This is a genomic window from Lentzea sp. NPDC051838 (genome assembly GCF_040681245.1).
In the GTDB taxonomy this organism is placed as follows: domain Bacteria; phylum Actinomycetota; class Actinomycetes; order Mycobacteriales; family Pseudonocardiaceae; genus Lentzea.
This window is the reverse complement of sequence record NZ_JBFAYI010000002.1, coordinates 479,368-495,435: the sequence shown is the minus strand read 5'-3', so window position 1 is coordinate 495,435 and position 16,068 is coordinate 479,368. Positions and strand designations below refer to the sequence as shown.

At 67.4% G+C, this 16,068-nt stretch carries 19 protein-coding genes; 9 read left to right on the top strand and 10 right to left on the bottom strand.

Annotated features, from left to right (window positions below; all coding sequences use genetic code 11):
- Positions 1 to 297: 297 nt before the first annotated feature.
- Both AB0M24_RS08290 and AB0M24_RS08285 read right to left on the bottom strand, forming a co-directional pair.
- A complete protein-coding gene (locus tag AB0M24_RS08290; RefSeq protein WP_363762592.1) occupies positions 298 to 483 on the bottom strand; it encodes a hypothetical protein in 186 nt (61 codons plus the stop codon).
- 430 nt (positions 484 to 913) lie between these two features.
- Positions 914 to 1,207, bottom strand: a complete 294-nt coding sequence (locus tag AB0M24_RS08285; protein WP_363762589.1) for a hypothetical protein — start codon at positions 1,205 to 1,207, stop codon at positions 914 to 916.
- A gap of 1,110 nt (positions 1,208 to 2,317) precedes the next feature.
- On the opposite strand from AB0M24_RS08285, the gene AB0M24_RS08280 reads away from it, so the two are divergent.
- Positions 2,318 to 2,491, top strand: coding sequence for a pyridoxamine 5'-phosphate oxidase family protein (locus AB0M24_RS08280; protein ID WP_363762586.1), 174 nt, complete (start codon positions 2,318 to 2,320; stop codon positions 2,489 to 2,491).
- A gap of 4 nt (positions 2,492 to 2,495) precedes the next feature.
- On the top strand, positions 2,496 to 2,657 hold the full coding sequence (locus AB0M24_RS08275; protein ID WP_363762583.1) for a hypothetical protein: 162 nt from the start codon (positions 2,496 to 2,498) through the stop codon (positions 2,655 to 2,657).
- 300 nt (positions 2,658 to 2,957) lie between these two features.
- On the opposite strand, the gene AB0M24_RS08270 is transcribed toward AB0M24_RS08275, so the two are convergent.
- Positions 2,958 to 3,518 carry an HSP18 transcriptional regulator gene (locus AB0M24_RS08270; RefSeq protein WP_363762580.1) on the bottom strand — a complete coding sequence of 187 codons (561 nt, stop codon included), beginning with the start codon at positions 3,516 to 3,518 and terminating at the stop codon, positions 2,958 to 2,960.
- 100 nt (positions 3,519 to 3,618) lie between these two features.
- On the opposite strand from AB0M24_RS08270, the gene AB0M24_RS08265 reads away from it, so the two are divergent.
- Both AB0M24_RS08265 and AB0M24_RS08260 read left to right on the top strand, forming a co-directional pair.
- Positions 3,619 to 4,056 carry an Hsp20/alpha crystallin family protein gene (locus tag AB0M24_RS08265; protein ID WP_363762578.1) on the top strand — a complete coding sequence of 146 codons (438 nt, stop codon included), beginning with the start codon at positions 3,619 to 3,621 and terminating at the stop codon, positions 4,054 to 4,056.
- 15 nt (positions 4,057 to 4,071) lie between these two features.
- Positions 4,072 to 4,320, top strand: coding sequence for a hypothetical protein (locus tag AB0M24_RS08260; RefSeq protein WP_363762575.1), 249 nt, complete (start codon positions 4,072 to 4,074; stop codon positions 4,318 to 4,320).
- 720 nt (positions 4,321 to 5,040) lie between these two features.
- Here the strand turns inward: AB0M24_RS08260 and AB0M24_RS08255 are convergent.
- Positions 5,041 to 5,844 carry an SAM-dependent methyltransferase gene (locus AB0M24_RS08255; protein WP_363762572.1) on the bottom strand — a complete coding sequence of 268 codons (804 nt, stop codon included), beginning with the start codon at positions 5,842 to 5,844 and terminating at the stop codon, positions 5,041 to 5,043.
- Positions 5,845 to 5,882: 38 nt separating this feature from the next.
- Positions 5,883 to 6,041, bottom strand: a complete 159-nt coding sequence (locus AB0M24_RS08250) for a hypothetical protein (RefSeq protein ID WP_363762570.1) — start codon at positions 6,039 to 6,041, stop codon at positions 5,883 to 5,885.
- 287 nt (positions 6,042 to 6,328) lie between these two features.
- Here AB0M24_RS08250 and AB0M24_RS08245 point away from each other — a divergent pair, with 287 nt between their 5' ends.
- On the top strand, positions 6,329 to 6,949 hold the full coding sequence (locus AB0M24_RS08245; RefSeq protein WP_363762567.1) for a lytic transglycosylase domain-containing protein: 621 nt from the start codon (positions 6,329 to 6,331) through the stop codon (positions 6,947 to 6,949).
- 15 nt (positions 6,950 to 6,964) lie between these two features.
- Here the strand turns inward: AB0M24_RS08245 and AB0M24_RS08240 are convergent, their stop codons facing one another.
- The 4 genes from AB0M24_RS08240 to AB0M24_RS08225 form a co-directional block, all read right to left on the bottom strand.
- Entirely contained in the window at positions 6,965 to 7,237 is a 273-nt protein-coding gene (locus tag AB0M24_RS08240) for a GlsB/YeaQ/YmgE family stress response membrane protein (protein ID WP_363762564.1), read from the bottom strand.
- A 204-nt stretch (positions 7,238 to 7,441) separates the two neighbouring features.
- Positions 7,442 to 8,455 carry a sporulation protein gene (locus AB0M24_RS08235; RefSeq protein WP_363762561.1) on the bottom strand — a complete coding sequence of 338 codons (1,014 nt, stop codon included), beginning with the start codon at positions 8,453 to 8,455 and terminating at the stop codon, positions 7,442 to 7,444.
- A 28-nt stretch (positions 8,456 to 8,483) separates the two neighbouring features.
- Positions 8,484 to 9,536, bottom strand: coding sequence for a hemolysin family protein (locus tag AB0M24_RS08230; RefSeq protein WP_363762558.1), 1,053 nt, complete (start codon positions 9,534 to 9,536; stop codon positions 8,484 to 8,486).
- A complete protein-coding gene (locus AB0M24_RS08225) occupies positions 9,533 to 10,831 on the bottom strand; it encodes a hemolysin family protein (protein ID WP_363762555.1) in 1,299 nt (432 codons plus the stop codon). Before AB0M24_RS08225 ends, AB0M24_RS08230 begins: the two co-directional genes overlap by 4 nt.
- A gap of 135 nt (positions 10,832 to 10,966) precedes the next feature.
- Here AB0M24_RS08225 and AB0M24_RS08220 point away from each other — a divergent pair, with 135 nt between their 5' ends.
- From AB0M24_RS08220 to AB0M24_RS08205, 4 genes are all read left to right on the top strand, one after another.
- Complete coding sequence (locus AB0M24_RS08220) at positions 10,967 to 11,365, top strand: MerR family transcriptional regulator (RefSeq protein WP_363762552.1); 399 nt, start codon at positions 10,967 to 10,969, stop codon at positions 11,363 to 11,365.
- A gap of 129 nt (positions 11,366 to 11,494) precedes the next feature.
- Positions 11,495 to 12,415, top strand: coding sequence for a cation diffusion facilitator family transporter (locus AB0M24_RS08215; protein ID WP_363762549.1), 921 nt, complete (start codon positions 11,495 to 11,497; stop codon positions 12,413 to 12,415).
- A gap of 141 nt (positions 12,416 to 12,556) precedes the next feature.
- Positions 12,557 to 13,750, top strand: a complete 1,194-nt coding sequence (locus tag AB0M24_RS08210) for an alpha/beta fold hydrolase (RefSeq protein WP_363762546.1) — start codon at positions 12,557 to 12,559, stop codon at positions 13,748 to 13,750.
- A 9-nt stretch (positions 13,751 to 13,759) separates the two neighbouring features.
- Positions 13,760 to 14,962, top strand: coding sequence for an alpha/beta fold hydrolase (locus AB0M24_RS08205; RefSeq protein WP_363762543.1), 1,203 nt, complete (start codon positions 13,760 to 13,762; stop codon positions 14,960 to 14,962).
- Positions 14,963 to 14,986: 24 nt separating this feature from the next.
- On the opposite strand, the gene AB0M24_RS08200 is transcribed toward AB0M24_RS08205, so the two are convergent.
- Complete coding sequence (locus AB0M24_RS08200; RefSeq protein WP_363762539.1) at positions 14,987 to 16,066, bottom strand: FAD-dependent monooxygenase; 1,080 nt, start codon at positions 16,064 to 16,066, stop codon at positions 14,987 to 14,989.
- Positions 16,067 to 16,068 lie beyond the last annotated feature (2 nt).

Here is a 16,068-nt window from a genome sequence, read left to right as displayed (position 1 = left end):
CATGACCTCCAAGCCGCGGGGACTGTCAGCTGCCGATCACGGTATCGAACAGCCGCGCCGCCAATCCCGAGGCCACGATTTTGATGATTACGCAGCGTTGACATGTCCGGTTACCCCAGACAGAGTTGCTGCTTCCGGTGACGCCTTTGCCGTACGTCGCTGACCTGACAGACGGTTGGCAGGAGTGGCTGCGCCGAGGCGGAGTTGTGCCCGGTACGCCGTACCTGCTGTCTCCGAAGTTCGAGTACGACCTGATGCGTCTGGACTGTTGCCGCCGTGGTGCTCGGCAAGTGGGGTCTACCCGGCCTGGCGCGCCACTCCGTCGGCGTCCATCGGCTGTGACGCGACGGCGGCTTCGCGGTCGGCGCGCTCCTCGCCGGCATCATCGCCGACCTCTACGGCCTGCGCGCCGCCGCGTGGGTCGTCGCGGCCATCACCGCCGCCTCCGGGCTCGTCGCCGCCGCCCGCACGTACGAAACACATCGCTGGTCGTCATGACCGATCACTCGACTACACCAGCTTGTATGCACGAAGGGTCGCATTTGGGAAACCCCAGCTGGACAACCGCTGAATCAACCACCAGATGCCACCGCACCAGCCAAACGTCCCCGGTCATCCGACGGCCGACACGACGCCGAGCATCCTCGCCGGTCAATGGTCGGCTCGAAAGAGTCGCTCGAGCTCGGTAACCGTTGTCCACGACTGTTTCGCTGGCGGTAGCAGGGCGCACTTCTCATCGTGATCAGCGACGCGGCCAACATGTGGCCATGGCTGCGGTCGAACAGCACCAGGTCCCCAAGGGTCCAGTGCGGTGCCCGGCCCGCGCACGGTGCGTATGCGTCGACACGACATTGCTGCGCAATCGGTCAACCGCAATCGACCGGCCGGGGAACGGCGGCTGCTCGAAGTGTGCTCAGTGCGAGAGTGGCCGAAACCACTCGGTGCGATGCTCGGAATTGACCTGCGCGACGTTGCCACACATGCCGGGTACGGACGATTCGGCAGCGAGGACATCGCCTTGCTCGGCGACCGGAACCTTGAACCAGCCGGAACATCCGTTGACGCACGGATGGCGCATCTCGACCAACCTGAACATGCCGTCCGGACCCGGAACCGGTTGCTGCCAGGTCATCGTTCCCGTTCCGGCACACAGCTCACAGCCGTCGACCCCATCGACCTCGGAGTCGGGTGGCGCGTCCTCGTTCATCAGTACATCTGCTTCCGCACGGCGCTGCTGGAAGCGTTGGCTCCTCGGGGTTGCCGGCTACGTCGCACACCGAGTGGCCTACAGGTCCGATCCTGGATCAGGATGCTGATCGTGCCCCGGCCAGGGTGATTCGGAGCCATCACAGCACGGCTCCCGCCAGCCGCCCCTTCAGCAACACGGATCCCGCCCCCTGTAGCAAGTTTCGGATTCGCGAGAACGTCGACTTTAGTCAAGCCTGCTCGGCACCGAGACCCGCGATGCGAAGATTCACCCTTTCAGGCAACGGGGTGCGTCGCTCCGGGACAGCAACCAACTTCCCGTCGTTCTCCGAAGGACGTCTCCTGAGCGTTCGGAGATGGTCGGGGGCAGCAGCTCTGATACGCCCTCGCGCGTTGAACCGCACTTGCCCAGCAGCTGTAAGTCGCTAACGCCGTCTGAGCCGTGCCCCACCACCTACCCGGTCAGGCAGCGGCTGACGCCGCGTCGTGACGACTTCGCCTCTTCTGCGAGCCCGCCTCCAGCCCCACGCCTCACCTGAGCCGGTTCTGTCGACAGGCCCTCCGCCGACCGGAGCGACCGTCGACGCACAGATGACTCGTATTGCTGCGGCTTCTCTTCGCGAATCTCTTCGGGCGCACACACGCGCCCGAACGGAGGACGTCCCCGGAGGCAATCCGTGCGCAATACCAAGGCGGGGCTAGGCTCCGCCGTGCCGCAGTAGGATTATGCAGCGAGGCAGAGCGTCCACTGCCGGCTTGCGCACCGGAATGCGACAACGAGGTCAGCTGTTGAGCCCATTCGAATGCCTACGAGCACCGACTCGTTCATCACCTGCGACCCGCGACGACCGGACGGATTGCACGGGCCTCGCAGCGGGAATTGTCCGGACGCGCGATCGGACCCACCGTGGTCCAGCACAAGTGCACAACTGAACACTGCGCACGCGTTCGTCCGAGTCACCTGCCGAATGCGCACAACGATCGTCAGCATGGACTCCGAACGTCCACACGACACCACCTGCAACATCAAGTGCAACGGCGTGCCCGGCGGACCGGCGCGAGGATCAAACCTACAGCGATTGATCATCTCCCGCACGAATGGAGATCCGTCATGAGGGCTGAGGCACGCCACCTCCGGAAGCTGCCAGAAACCGAGTCGATCAGCCTGCTCGCGAGCACGTCGTTCGGCCGTCTGGTGTTCTCGCGACACGCGTTGCCTGCGATCCGTCCCGTCAGCCACGTCGTCGACGCCGGCGCCGTGATCGTCCGCACCCACCCCAGGTGAAACAGTGCCGGACCCTGCGGGCATGGTGGTGGCCTACCAGGCCGACGAGGTTCGGCGCTACGAGCAGATCCTGCGGCCATGGGGCAACGATGAGACAGACCAGGTGATCCGGATTCGGCCCCACTTGATCTCCGGCTGCGAACCCGTCGAGGAGATCGTCGGCTGATGTCCCAATCGGATTCGTGGAGGACAGCATCTCGTGCACGACCGCGGGGAGCGATGACGTCGACCGGAAGTCTGTGATGGCGCACCGCCGCCTCCGCGAGCAGCCGCTCACCGACGTTACGTCACCCCGACTTTCGATGAGCCGTAGACGTGGAGCAGCAGGAGGTCCGCGGCGCGCCGCTCCGAGCACGAGCCCGGCCCGCACACCCTGTGCCGCTGCACTCACGGCTCGCTCCGGTCCGGAATGGACCGTCGGCCTCGAAGACTGCGTCCGCCTCGACGTGACGAGCGGGTGTCCGGACTACCCGAGTTCCGCACGGCGGTTCTGGGTGTCGCGGCGTACCTGGTCGGTCTGTTCCGTGATCGCACCGATCTGGTCGGCCAGGGCGGGATGCGTCGCGCGGATCCGGTCGTGCGCGTACGCCAGCGGTTCGAGCAGTTCCGCCGCGTCGTTCCCGGACAGCGCCCCGCGGACCGACGAGTCCACCTCGCCGACGTGTCCGGCGAGGGTGCGCAACGAGGCGGCGTTGTCCCGCGCCCACCGCGAGACCGCGCGATCCCCCGCACGCCGGTCACGTTCCGCCTGCACTCGCTCATCCCCTGTCGCACCGTCGAGATCGGACGGACGCAGGCGGAGATAGCGGCGTTCCGCGGCCTGACGGCTGGCCACCCCCAGCGCGGGCGCCAGGTCGGCCCAGCTGGTGCCGAGCCCACGGGCAGCGGCGATCAGCTGAGGCTCCCAGCCGGCGAGCTCGGCCCGCAGCTCGCGCAACAGCACCAGCGCCGCCAGCACCTGAGTCGTACTGAGGTCCTCGTTCGCGCACGCCGCTGCCCGAACCACCTCGTAGTCGCCGATCGGCATCCTGTCATCCTTTCGACGACACTCCGACTTGTCATCGTTGCGACGACATGCTACAACAGATGTGCGCGTTGACAGCAGTCAAACTTCGAGGAGGTGCCGGATGTTGATGCGCACTGACCCGTTCCGGGAGCTGGACCGCTTGGCACAGCAGGTGTTCACCGGGCCGGGCACGTGGTCACGACCCACCGCCATGCCGATGGACGCCTACCGCTCGGGTGACGAGTTCGTGGTGGCGTTCGACCTGCCGGGAGTGTCCGCAGACGCCATCGAGCTCGACGTCGAGCGCAACGTGCTGACCGTGAAGGCGGAGCGACGGCCGACCATCACCGGTGACAACGTCGAGATGCAGGTCGCGGAACGACCGCTGGGCGTGTTCTCCCGCCAGCTGTTCCTCGGCGACACCCTCGACACCGAACACATCCACGCCGCCTACGACGCAGGTGTGCTGACCCTGCGCATCCCGGTGCTGGAGAAGGCCAAGCCGCGCAAGATCGCCATCAGGTCCACGGAGCAGGAAGTCAAGCAGATCGACGCCTGACCGGGGTGGTCCTTCGTGATCGCAACGACATTGGACGAGGAGTTCCTCGCGCTGGTGTGCGAGGACGAGGACCTGGTGCGCGCCGAGTTCGACGCGATCATCGAAGCGAACTGGGGAGAGCCCCCGCCCACCCCGGCACCACGCCGACCAGTTCCGCCGGCGCCGTACCGGAACCCGTTCCACCCCTACGGCCAGGACCAAATGCCGACCAGCGGCCAGGCGAGACAACGCTCCCCTCCGTCACGAAAGGCAGGTGATGCGTGAGCCCCACCAACAACAGGAGGACGTCCGGCCGACCGCTCGCACAGTCGCACCGACCTGACAGTGGCTACTTCGACTGACGCCACTCGCGCGAAGGCGCAGAGATCCGCGAGCCGCCCGGACCCCTCCACCACGGTGATCCCGTACCGCTGGATCGCGGTGCGGGATCACCTCACTCGAGCCATGGCGACAACTGGTCCAGCCCAACGCCTTTGCCGCCCGCGCTCGAACGACACCGGGCACAATGCCCTCGGCCATTCCCAGTTCCGCGCGGTCGTGCACGACGGCGAAGCCCGCATCAGCTGCCTGGCCTGCGCGACCGACACCGCCGATCGCTCCTGGAGGCTGACCACCACCGCACCCGCACCAGACCAAGCGGAGCTCTCCGAGGAGCTCTACTTCGATCTCGTTCAGGGCCGGTCACGGACAGCACTGGTCTCGGGAAATGGTCGACGTGCTTAACAGCCCGTCCACCGTCCGGGAGAAAGACAATGTGCACGGCCGCAGAGCCGTGCTCACCAGCGTCGCGGTCGGTCTGGACCGCCTGTTCGCTCGCACACCTGGCGCCGCTGGACATGTAGTCGTCAGTGGACGCGGCTGGCTGAGACTGGCTCGGTGTCGTCAACTACGAGATCGGCTATGCCGACGGCCGCCGGGACAAGCTCTACCTGGTCGACCAGTTAGTGCCGTTCCATGCGCTTCGAAAGCTGTGGGCGGGCGAGCTCAACAGGATGCGGGTGCGATCTTCCGGCCGACCGCTGCGAGCCCGCTGAACCGCTCCGGCTGCTCGTCCACATCATCGAGCGAAGCAGGCCTCCACAACGGCAAGAACACCACGCCAGGCTCGACGATGTCGAAGCCCTCGAACAGGCCGGTGACCTGCGACCTGGAACGCATGGTCATCGGCGTCGGGGTGCGGCGGTAGAGGTCCTGGTGCGAGCCGGCCTGGTGCGGCTGGCCGTCCTGGCTGGCATGCGACATGACCAGGAAGCTGCCGGGCGCCATCGTCTCGCGGTACCCGGCGACGATGGCCGCCGGATCGTCGCCGTCGGACACGAAGTGCAGCACCGCGACCATCATGACCGCGATCGGCTCGTCGAAGTCCAGCAGCGCGCGGACCTCCGGGCTGCCGAGGACCTCGTCCGGCTTGCGCAGGTCGGCCTGCACCGCGGCGGCCCGCCCGTTGCCCTCGAGGATGCTGCGGCTGTACGCGACGGCGATCGGGTCGTTGTCCACGTAGACGACCCGCGCGTCCGGTGCCGCGGCCTGGGCAACCTCGTGCACGTTGCCCGCCGTCGGAATGCCGGAGCCGAGGTCGAGGAACTGCCGGATGCCCGCGTCGACGCAGAACTGCACGGCGCGGCGCAGGAACGCACGGTTCGCCTGCATGATCAACGGCAGGTCCGGCCACATCCCGATCGCCTTCTCGGCCATCTCCCGGTCAACCGCGAAGTTGTGCGCCCCGCCCAGGTAGTAGTCGTACACCCGCGCGGCGCTGGGCCGGGTCAGGTCGACTTCGTCCGCCATGCTCGTCCCCCGATCGACGCCATTCCGATTCGGGGACGCTACCGGTTCCTGCGAGTGCCGCCACGTACCGCGCCGCGCTTGGAGATCAACTGGTCGTTGGCGCAGCCGAGCAGCACCAGGGGCCCGAGGAGCGCGAGCACGTGGTCACCACTGATGGCGCACAAGCCCACTAGCGTCAGCCGCAGCAACAACCTCATGTTCCGAGGCTACGAGCCCGGCAGGCGCGTCAGCTCAGAGTCGGGCAAGACTTGAGGTCCGCGTCACACGTTCGGCAGGTCGACATAGGCCGTTCAGACGGACTGCTCCGACCGCATCGAAGCCGGGAACAGCGCAAGCGAGCTGGAAGTAGGCTTTGGCGCGCTGGGAACATTCGTGGTGAGCCCGGCACCGCAGACAGCCCCCGGCATTGCTCGCGAGGTGTGCCGAGCGTCTGTCTGCGGCCTTCAGCTGAGAACCGCCCGCACATACCCGCGGAGGAGTCGTGATGAAGGTGCAGCTCGTGGCGATACTCGTCGCCGCAGCGGTCACCGCCTGTTCACCCGGCCCCGCCCTGCCATCGCCACCGACCGCGGCCTCCGCGCCGAATCCGACCACGTCCTCCCTGTCTGCAGCGGAGAAACAGGATCCACGGCATTACGCACAGCAGGTCCGCACGCACGCGGAGGCGGCGAGTGTCAGCCCGCGGCTGCTGATGGCGATCCTCTACAACGAGTCCTACAAGCCGCATGATCCCGCACTCGAACGGGCTTGGCAGAAGATCGACCCTGATGCCTCGTTCGGTGTGGCGAACATGCACAAGGCAACTTTCGACGAGGCCAAGCAGGGCCGCGACTTCGCCGATCGCGACTGGCAGGAACTGCCTGACGACCCAGGCCTCGCCGTTGCCGCCGCGGCCTGGCATTTGCACGACCTCGACGCATTGCTCCCGCAGTCGTGGACCGACGCCTACTCTCGCGACGAACTGCTCGCACTGGGGTACAACGCAGGGGCGAGTTCGATGCTGGCCTTCGCGAACAACACCCGCCCCGGCAAACTGGCGCAGGCCTACCTGGACCGGTTGCGGACGAACTGGCCACTGGCCGAGGACGCGATCCGCACCGGATGAAGGTCTCGCCGTGTATCAGCCCACGGACTTGCGTCCCCAAGCCCCCGCAGCGATGCTCACGCCGACCGCGGCCAGACCCACCTGGATGAGCAGCTCGATCCAGTCGATGCCACGGGTGTCGCCGACACCCAACGCGTTCGCGACGACCGTGCCCAGCATCGCCGCGGCGATACCGATCAGGATCGTCAACCAGATCGGGATCCTCTGCTTGCCCGGGACGACCAGGCGACCCAGCGCACCGATGACCAGGCCGATGATCAAAGCGCTGATGATTCCCGAGACCGCCATGTGCTCTCCCGCTCACGTCTCGACGAGGATGCTCCCGTTGTGATCGTAGCCGCAGCCGACCAGGCCGTTCAGCTTGCCGGCTGGGATCCTGCATCTCCGAAGGGATCTGAAGGCCCTGCGGAGCAAGGAAAACCTTGTGATGAGTGGGTGGCGCGGCAGGCGACGCCCTTGGGAGTGGTGAACGCCCGCCGCGCCAGTCTCGGGTTACTCCTCGCCGAAGGCGAAGTCGTCGCCGCCGTCGTCCTCGAAGACCTCTTCCATGACCTCGCCGAGCACCATGCCACCGACGACACCGGCAGCACCAGCGGCGACCATGCCACCGATGCCGGGACCGCTGCGGTGGTGACCGCCGTGGTGGTCGTGGCCGTGGTGGCCGCCGTAGCCGGGCTGGCCGCCGAACGCGGGGTTGTAGCCGCCGTGACCACCACCGAACGCGGGGTTGGCGTGGCCGCGCTGGGCGACCTGCGCGAGCCAGCCGTTGATGGCCGAGGCCCAGTCGGTGCCCTGCGCTTCCTGGTGCGAGGCGCGGAAGTGACCGAACGCGTCGCCTCCGGAGGAGAACATGCCGCCGCGCTTGTCGGCTTCCAGGATCACGTACAGCTCGTGCGGGTTCGCCACGAACGTCAGCTCGACCTGGGAGACCGCGCCGGCGAACTGGGCAGGCGGGAAGAACTCGATCTCCTGGTAGAAACCGAGCTCCTGCGGCACACCGTGCAGGCGACCGGCCTCGACGTCCGCGCTGCGGAACGAGAAGCCGAGCTGCCCGAACGCGTTGAGCACCGCGTCCTGCGACGCCAGCGGGTGCACCAGGACAGGGTCGAGGTCGCCCTTGTCCGGGGCGCCGGCGATCACCAGTTCGGTGCGCACACCGACGGTCATGCCGGGCAGCTGGCCGCCGCCGACAGCAGTGATCGGGGTCTCCCACGGCATCGGCAGCTGGAACGGGATCGCGATGAGCTGGCCGGCCGGAACGCGCACTCCCTGCTGCACGATCATGCGGAAGAACTCCGACACACCGCCGTACTCGTGGTCGCCGTGCTCGACCTCGACGCGGGTGACAAGGGACAGCACGACCTGGCCGATCTCGGCGTCCGCGGTCCCGCCCTGGATGCGCACCTGGCCGGTGATCACCTGGCCGGGCGCGGCGTGCGGTGAGTCCAGCACGGTGTCGACGGACGGTCCGCCGACACCGAACGCGCTGAGCATCCGCTTGAACAAGTCTCCTCCTGAGGGGACTGGGTGTGAGTTAGTTCTGGCGCACCGCAACGCGCGGTGCGTCGGTCTCGTCGTCGAAGTCGCCGATCAGCTCTTCGAGCAGATCTTCCAGTGCCGCGATGCCGATGACGCGGTCGTTGTCGGACACGAGCGCGAGCTGCGCACGGTCCACCTTCATCGCGGTGACAGCAGTGGCAACAGGCATCGAACCGGACAACGTCAGCACAGGGCTCATGAGTTCCCGTGCCTCCGGGTCTTCGCCACGTGCGGTGGCACGCATGGCTTCCCGGATGTGCACCAGGCCGACGAACTCGCCACGAAGGTTCGTCACCGGGAACCGCGATCGTCCACATTGGAGACTCCGGTGCTCGATCGCACGCGCGGTCGTGTGCTCGGAAACCGTCGAGGTCTCCCCGATCGGCACCATGACCTCGCGCAGCGTCGTCTTCTGCACCTGCAGCATGCGGGTCAGCAGCCGTTGCTGGTTCTCCGGGATGAGCCCGTGCTCGGCAGACTGCCGCACCAGCAGGCGCAGGTCGTCCGGCCGGTGCGCCTGCGCCAGCTCGTCCTGCGGCTCGACTTTCAGCAGGCGCAGCAAGCCGTTCGTCGTCCGGTTGAGCCCGCTGAGTATCCAGCGGACCGAGTGCGCGAACGCGCGGAACGGCAGCGCCAGCAGCAGTGCCGACCGCTCCGGGTGCGAGATCGCCCACGACTTCGGCGCCATCTCGCCGACCACCATGTGCAGGAACACCACCAGCACCAGGCTGATCGTGAACGCGATGCCGTAGGCGACACCGTCCGGTAGTCCAACCGCCGTCAGCAGCGGGTCGAACAGGTCCGCGACGGCCGGTTTGGCCAGCGCGCCGAGACCGAGGGTGCACAGCGTGATGCCGAGCTGGGCGCCGGCGAGCATCAACGACAGCTCACGCACACCGGCCACGGCGGCTCGCGCCGCCCGTGAGGTTTCGGCCTCCTGCTCCAGGCGGTGACGCTTGGCCGCGATCAACGCGAACTCGGCCGCGACGAAGAAGGCGTTGAGCGCCAGGAGGATCAACGAAATGGTGAGGGACAGGCCGATGCTCATCGGGCCTCCTCCCGCACCCGCGCCGTCAGCACCACGGTGTCGGGCACGTTGCGCGACACGGCGGCGACCAGCAGCGTGATGTCACCGAACTCGACCTCGTCGCCGACCTCGGCGGTACGGCCGAGTTCCTGCAGCACCAGGCCCGACACCGTGTCGTAGGCGTCGTTTTCAGGCAACGCGATGCCGGTCGCGTCCTCGATCTCGTCGAGCCGCATGCGCCCAGGCACCTGCCACTTGGTGCCGTCGAGACGTTCGATCGCGTCCTCGATCAGGTCGTCCTCGTCGTGGATCTCGCCGACGAGTTCCTCGGCGAGATCCTCCAGCGAGATGATCCCGGCGAACCCGCCGAACTCGTCCAGCACGCACGCGAGCTGGCGGCGTTCGGTGCGCAGCCGTTCCAGCACAGCCGGCAGCGGCAGCGTCGCGGGCACCACGAGCGCGGTCGAGGCGATCTCGCCGATCTGCGTGACCGGCCGTTGTTCCGGCGTCAGAGTCAGCACCTCGGCCAAACCGACCACGCCGCGGATGTCGTCGAGGTCGTTGCCCACCACGGGAAAGCGCGAGTGGCCGGTGTCGAGCAGTTCCACGACACGCGAAGCCGGTTCGTCGAACCGCACCGAGTGCACGTTCACGCGTGGCGTCATCGCCTGCTCGGCGACCAACTCGCGGAAGTCCAGACCGCGGTCGAGCAATTGGGCCAGCTCCTGGTCCAGGTGTCCTTGTTCCCCGGCGTCGCCCACGATCTGCTTCAAGTCATCAGGCGTGGCGCCCTGCGGCAGCTCCTCCACCGGCTCGATCCCGATGGCGCGCAACAGCTTGTTGGCCGCAGCGTCGAACAGCCGGATGACCGGACCGGCGACCTTGAGGTAGACCAGGGTCGACGAGCTGAGCCACTTGGCGAGCGGTTCGGGCTTGGCGATCGCGAGATTCTTCGGCAGCAGCTCGCCGAGCACCATCTGCACGACCGTCGCGAAGATCAGCGCCACGGCCATCGCCAGCGGCACACCGAACGACTCGGGCAGCCCCAGTAGCTTCACGAGTCCGGTACCCAGCAACGGCTCCGCCACGTAACCGACGAGCAACGCGGTCACCGTGATGCCGAACTGCGCGCCAGAGAGCATGAACGACAGCTTCTGCGTCACGCGGTAGGCACGTTCGGCGGCTTTGTCACCGCCCTCGGCCATCTGCTGCAGCCGACCTCGGTCGACAGCCATGTACGCGAACTCCTGGGCCACGAAATAGCCGGTGGCGGCAGTCAGCGCCACGATCGCCAGGAGACCAGAAAGGATCAACACGCCGCACTCGCGACAGTGAGAACGTTCCGCCGGGTTCGCCCCGGCGCACTACTACAGCCGTCTACGTCGGCTTCTTCAGGCATGCTTCACAGTAGCACGTGGCACTGTACGGTTGGGGCAGCTGAGGAGGTGGATGTGACCGAGGTACTACTCAAGATCGGCGAGCTGGCGGCACGGGCAGGCGTCAGCATTCGCACGGTCGACTACTACACGACCCTGGGCCTGATCAGCCCGGCGCAGCGCACCGCCTCGAACTACCGTCTCTACTCCCCTGCCGACGTCGACCGGATCCACCTGGTTCAACGTCTGGAAGTCCACGGTGTTCCCCTGGAGGAGATCTCCACGGCGCTGAGCACCAGAGCCGCCGACGTCACGGCGATCCTGGACCGCATCGACACCGACCTGCAGACGCTCCAGACGGCCGCGGACGGCGCGGCACCCGAGATGCAGGGCCTGCTCGCCGTCATCGCGGGCAGGGTGCACTCGTTGATCACCATCGCGCTGCAGATCCCGCCGGACATCATGCTGCCGTAACGGCGACCTGCGCACCCGCACCGAAGTGATGGCTTTGTGCGCGACGGACAGCACCTCGAGTTGCCCTCAGGCGCCTCTGGTCGGGCTGTTCACCGCACGCTGGTCGTGATCAGGTTCTAAGGTGCGCTCGTGGCTACCGAGGGAAGCACGAAAGCCGTCGTCACGGCCATGCTCGCCAACCTGGGCATCGCGGTGACCAAGTTCGTCGCGTTCTTGCTCACCGCGTCGTCGTCGATGCTCGCCGAGGCGGTGCACTCGGTGGCCGACACGAGCAACCAGGCGTTGCTGCTGCTCGGCGGCAAACGCGCGAAGCGGGCAGCCACGCCGGAGCACCCGTTCGGATACGGGCGCGAGCGCTACGTCTACGGCTTCATCGTCTCCATCGTGCTGTTCACGCTCGGCGGCCTGTTCGCGCTCTACGAGGCTTGGCACAAGTGGGCCGACCCGCACCCGATCGACTCGTGGCACTGGGTTCCGATCGTGGTCCTGCTGGTGTCGATCGTCCTGGAGGGCATGGCGCTGCGCACCGCCATGATCGAGTCCAACCGCTCGCGTGGCACCCGCTCCTGGGCGCGGTTCATCCGCACGGCCAAGGCTCCGGAGCTGCCGGTGATCCTGCTCGAAGACCTCGGCGCGCTGTGCGGACTCGTCTTCGCCCTGATCGGCGTGACGCTGACCCTGGTCACCGGTGACGGCCGGTGGGACGCCGCCGGCACCGCGATGATCGGCCTGCTGCTCATCGTCATCGCCGTGGTGCTCGCGGTCGAGATGAAGTCCCTGCTCATCGGGGAGAGCGCCGGTCGTGAACACCAGGCAGCGATCGCCAAGGCGCTGCCCGGCGACGGCGTGGAATCGGTGATCCACCTGCGCACCCTGCACCTCGGACCCGAAGAGTTGCTGGTCGCTGCCAAGATCGCCATCAGCAGCTCCGCCACGGGTGCCGACATCGCGGCGGCCATCGACGCCGCCGAGCAGCGCGTGCGCACAGCGGTCCCGATCGCACGGGTCATCTACCTCGAACCGGACGTGTTCCAGACCGAGGCTCGCTGAACCCGCATCACCACGCGGTGGAGTAGCCCGCCCGATGCCCGCAGAACGCCCTTCAACACCAACGAGACAACCCCAAGAGCAGCAGCGCGTACCGGCATCCGGCGGAGGCTGGCGCGACCGCTGGAACAGTAGACTTCGACGGTGAGCTCGGCGACCTACCGTTTCGAACGGTTCGATCTCGACCCGGGCCTTGGTCGGCTCTGCCACGACGGGCAGCCGGTCCACATGGAGCCTCGGGCTCTTGCGCTGCTGTGCTACCTGGTAGCCCATCGCGCCCGTGTTGTGTCCAAAGAGGAATTGCTGGCCACCGTGTGGAGTGGCGAGGTTGTGTCTGACGCTGCTCTCGCGACTGGGTTGCGCACGGTCCGTCTGGCGATCGGTGACACCGGCAGCGAGCAGCGGTTGATCCGCACCGTCCACCGGCGCGGCTACCAGTTCGTGGCGCCGACCACGAGGACTTCCGCCGAACCCACCGCAGAAACCTCCTGGTCCCGTGACGTCATCCGGTTCTGCCGGACCGCGGACGGCACAAGGGTCGCCTGGGCCGCCACCGGCGAGGGCCCGCCTCTCGTCAGAACCGCCAACTGGTTGAGCCAGATGGATCTGGAACGCACCGTGCCGGAGTTCGCGCACTGGTTCGAGGGACTCACCCGCGGCCGGCAGCTGATCAGGTACGACGAGCGGGGATACGGCCTCTCCGACTGGTCAACGCGCTTCACCATGGACGAGTGGATCGAGGACCTCGACGCCGTGGCCGACGCGGCGGGACTCGACCGCTTTCCGCTGCTGGGTGTCTCCCAGGGCGGCCCGCTCGCGGTGGCGTACGCCGCGCGCCGGCCGGAACGAGTCAGCCGGTTGGTGCTGAACGCGGCCTACGCACGCGGTCGCATGGCCCAGGCACGCGATGCCGCCGAACGCGATGAGGCAGCTCTCGACCTCAAACTCACCCTGGCCGGGTGGTTCGCCCAGAACAGCAGCTTTCAGCGGTTCTACGCAGCCCAGTTCTTCGCCGGCGACACCCCGCAGAAGTGGGACGCGTTCACGAACTTCCAGCGACGCTCGGTCTCGCCGGCCAACGGGGCCCGGTTCCTGGAGGAACAAACCCGTCTCGACGTCGCGGACCTGGCCCGGCAGGTCCGCTGCCCGACGTTGATCGTGCATTCCCGCGACGACCCACGGGTTCCGCTCGCGCAGGCGACGGAGCTGGCCGAACTGATCCCCGACAGCCGGTTGGTCGTCCTCGACGGCCGCAACCACCTGCTGACCGCCGACGAACCCGCCTGGCCGCGATTCCTGGACGAGCTGCACGCCTTCCTGGCCGAGCAAGATCAGTAAACTGGGTCGATGGCGGCGGAACTGTTGCGCTTCGGCGACTACGAACTGGACATCGCCGGACACCAGCTGCGCCGTGCGGGCGAGCTGGTCCACGTGGAGCCGCGGGCCTTTGATCTCCTGTGTCATCTCGTAGCGCACCGGGATCGGGTGGTGCCGAAGAACGAGCTGCTCGACCTGGTGTGGGGCGACCGCTTCGTCAGCGAGGCAGCGCTCACCACGGCACTGCGGACCGTCCGCCTCGCCATCGGGGACACGGGTGAACAGCAGCAGTCCATCCGAACAGTGCACAGACGCGGCTATCAGTTCGTGGCTCCGGTTGCGATGACCCAGGTCCAGCCCGCGCCCGCGAGCACGGAACAGCGAGACAGCGCAGGGCGTCAGGTGATCCGCTACTGCCGGGCAGAAGACGGCACCCGGATCGCCTACGCCACCGTCGGAACGGGCCCACCGCTGCTCAAGGCGGCGAACTGGATGACCCACCTCGACCTGGAATGGACCACCCCGGTGTGGTCGCACTGGCTGTCAGGCCTCGCCCACGACCGGCAGTTGATCCGCTACGACGAGCGGGGATGCGGGCTGTCGGACTGGGACGTACCCAGCTTCACCTTCGACGACTGGGTCGACGACCTCGACACCGTGGTCGAAGCGGCGGGGCTCGACCGGTTCCCGCTGCTCGGCGTGTCACAGGGTGGTGCGGTGGCGATCGCCTACGCCGTACGCCGGCCTGAGCGGGTCAGCCGGTTGATCCTCGCCGGGGCGTATGCACGAGGGCGGCTGGTCCGGGCCCGCGACGACAACGAGCGCGAAGCAGCGGACATCGACCTCGAGGTCGCGAGGGTCGGGTGGCGTCACCAGGATCCTGGTTTCCTGCGGGTGTTCGCCTCCCAGTTCCTGCCTGACGGCACAACGCAGGACTGGGACGACTTCACCGCGTTCCAGCGGCAGACGACCTCACCGGCCAACGGAGTCCGGTTCCTCGAGGAGTTCGCCAACATCGACGTCTCCCCGATCGCCCATCGGGTGCAGTGCCCGACCCTGATCCTGCACTCCCGCGACGACGCGCGCGTCCCGACCTCGCAAGCGAGCGAGCTCGCCGCCCTCATCCCCAACAGCCAGCTCGTCATTCTCGACAGCAGCAACCATCTGCTCACCGCGTCCGAACCGGCGTGGCCGGAGTTCCTGTCCCACATCGACGCGTTCGTCGCCGAGTGACTGCGGACATCAGGATCCGGAGGATCATGGCCCAGGTCTCGCGGTGCCGGCATCGGCTCTCGCCGCGATCCGCCACGGCAGGCCGATCACCTTGGCTGCCCGCATGTAGAAGGCACGGGGTAGCCGCGGTGAGGATGGACCGTACCGAGCAATGGCCTGACCGAGAGCTCGGGCCTGAAGAGCTGCGGACGACATCCCTTGCGCGTGCAGAGGATTGAAGCTGCAGATTGCGTCGCCGAGCACGACGAACCCCGGCGGTGTCCGCTTCAGCTGCTCCACGTGGCGACGCTGGCTGGTGGCCATCCGGTAGGTCATGACCGGCGTCACCGCCTCGGCCTGTGCCAGAGCGTCGGCGATCAGCGGCACCGGCAGGGACCGGGCGAAGTCCTCGTAGGCGGCCGGATCATCCGGGGGCCCGTCGCCGTGGAGGGAAGCGAGGGTGATGATCCACTGGTCTCCCTCCACCGGGACCATCATCCCGACACGGTGACCGAGGACGGGATCGTCGACGGTGACGACAAGCGCGCCGGTGAAGTCGTCCGGCCGCCGCGGCACCACGCATGTTCCGCACGCCACGTCGATGTGCACTTCAGACACTCGAGGCGCCGGGAACCCCAGGTGGGCCAGCTGGTCGAGGAAACGGGTGTGGCGACCGGAACAGGCGACCACCAGATCCGCCCTGTGCCGCGCACCGTCGACGTCGACACCGACCACCCGGCCGTTCTCGAGCAGCAAGCCGTCCACCGCTGTCTCGTCGCTGATGATCACGTTGGGCCGTTGGCGCGACAACAGTCCACGGATCGTGCACTCCAGCAAAGGCTGGCTCATGGACGAGGAGAGGAAGCCGGGATCGGCCGGCACCCTGACCGCGCCACCTGCCGCCAACTCGTCGGCGAGTCCAGGAAACCAGCTGTCCAGCAGCCGTTGACCTGAGGCCAGCAGCACGTGGGCGTGACGTCCCTGCGGGACGCTCGGGCGCGCGACCGCCTCCTGGGGCAAGCGGTCCCGTTCCAGGACCAGTACCTGGTCGACGTGGTCGCTCAGGACGCGAGCAGTCGAGAGGCCGCCCAGTCCCGCGCCGATGACGATCGCGCTGGTGCCCATGG

What these genes read in the sequence shown, in the direction of transcription:
- AB0M24_RS08290 (WP_363762592.1), bottom strand. Translation starts at nt 483, where the DNA reads ATGTGTTTCGTACGTGCGGGCGGCGGCGACGAGCCCGGAGGCGGCGGT.
- AB0M24_RS08285 (WP_363762589.1), bottom strand. Translation starts at nt 1,207, where the DNA reads ATGAACGAGGACGCGCCACCCGACTCCGAGGTCGATGGGGTCGACGGC.
- AB0M24_RS08280 (WP_363762586.1), top strand. Translation starts at nt 2,318, where the DNA reads ATGAGGGCTGAGGCACGCCACCTCCGGAAGCTGCCAGAAACCGAGTCG.
- AB0M24_RS08270 (WP_363762580.1), bottom strand. Translation starts at nt 3,518, where the DNA reads ATGCCGATCGGCGACTACGAGGTGGTTCGGGCAGCGGCGTGCGCGAAC.
- AB0M24_RS08265 (WP_363762578.1), top strand. Translation starts at nt 3,619, where the DNA reads ATGTTGATGCGCACTGACCCGTTCCGGGAGCTGGACCGCTTGGCACAG.
- AB0M24_RS08255 (WP_363762572.1), bottom strand. Translation starts at nt 5,844, where the DNA reads ATGGCGGACGAAGTCGACCTGACCCGGCCCAGCGCCGCGCGGGTGTAC.
- AB0M24_RS08250 (WP_363762570.1), bottom strand. Translation starts at nt 6,041, where the DNA reads ATGAGGTTGTTGCTGCGGCTGACGCTAGTGGGCTTGTGCGCCATCAGT.
- AB0M24_RS08245 (WP_363762567.1), top strand. Translation starts at nt 6,329, where the DNA reads ATGAAGGTGCAGCTCGTGGCGATACTCGTCGCCGCAGCGGTCACCGCC.
- AB0M24_RS08240 (WP_363762564.1), bottom strand. Translation starts at nt 7,237, where the DNA reads ATGGCGGTCTCGGGAATCATCAGCGCTTTGATCATCGGCCTGGTCATC.
- AB0M24_RS08230 (WP_363762558.1), bottom strand. Translation starts at nt 9,536, where the DNA reads ATGAGCATCGGCCTGTCCCTCACCATTTCGTTGATCCTCCTGGCGCTC.
- AB0M24_RS08205 (WP_363762543.1), top strand. Translation starts at nt 13,760, where the DNA reads ATGGCGGCGGAACTGTTGCGCTTCGGCGACTACGAACTGGACATCGCC.
- AB0M24_RS08200 (WP_363762539.1), bottom strand. Translation starts at nt 16,066, where the DNA reads ATGGGCACCAGCGCGATCGTCATCGGCGCGGGACTGGGCGGCCTCTCG.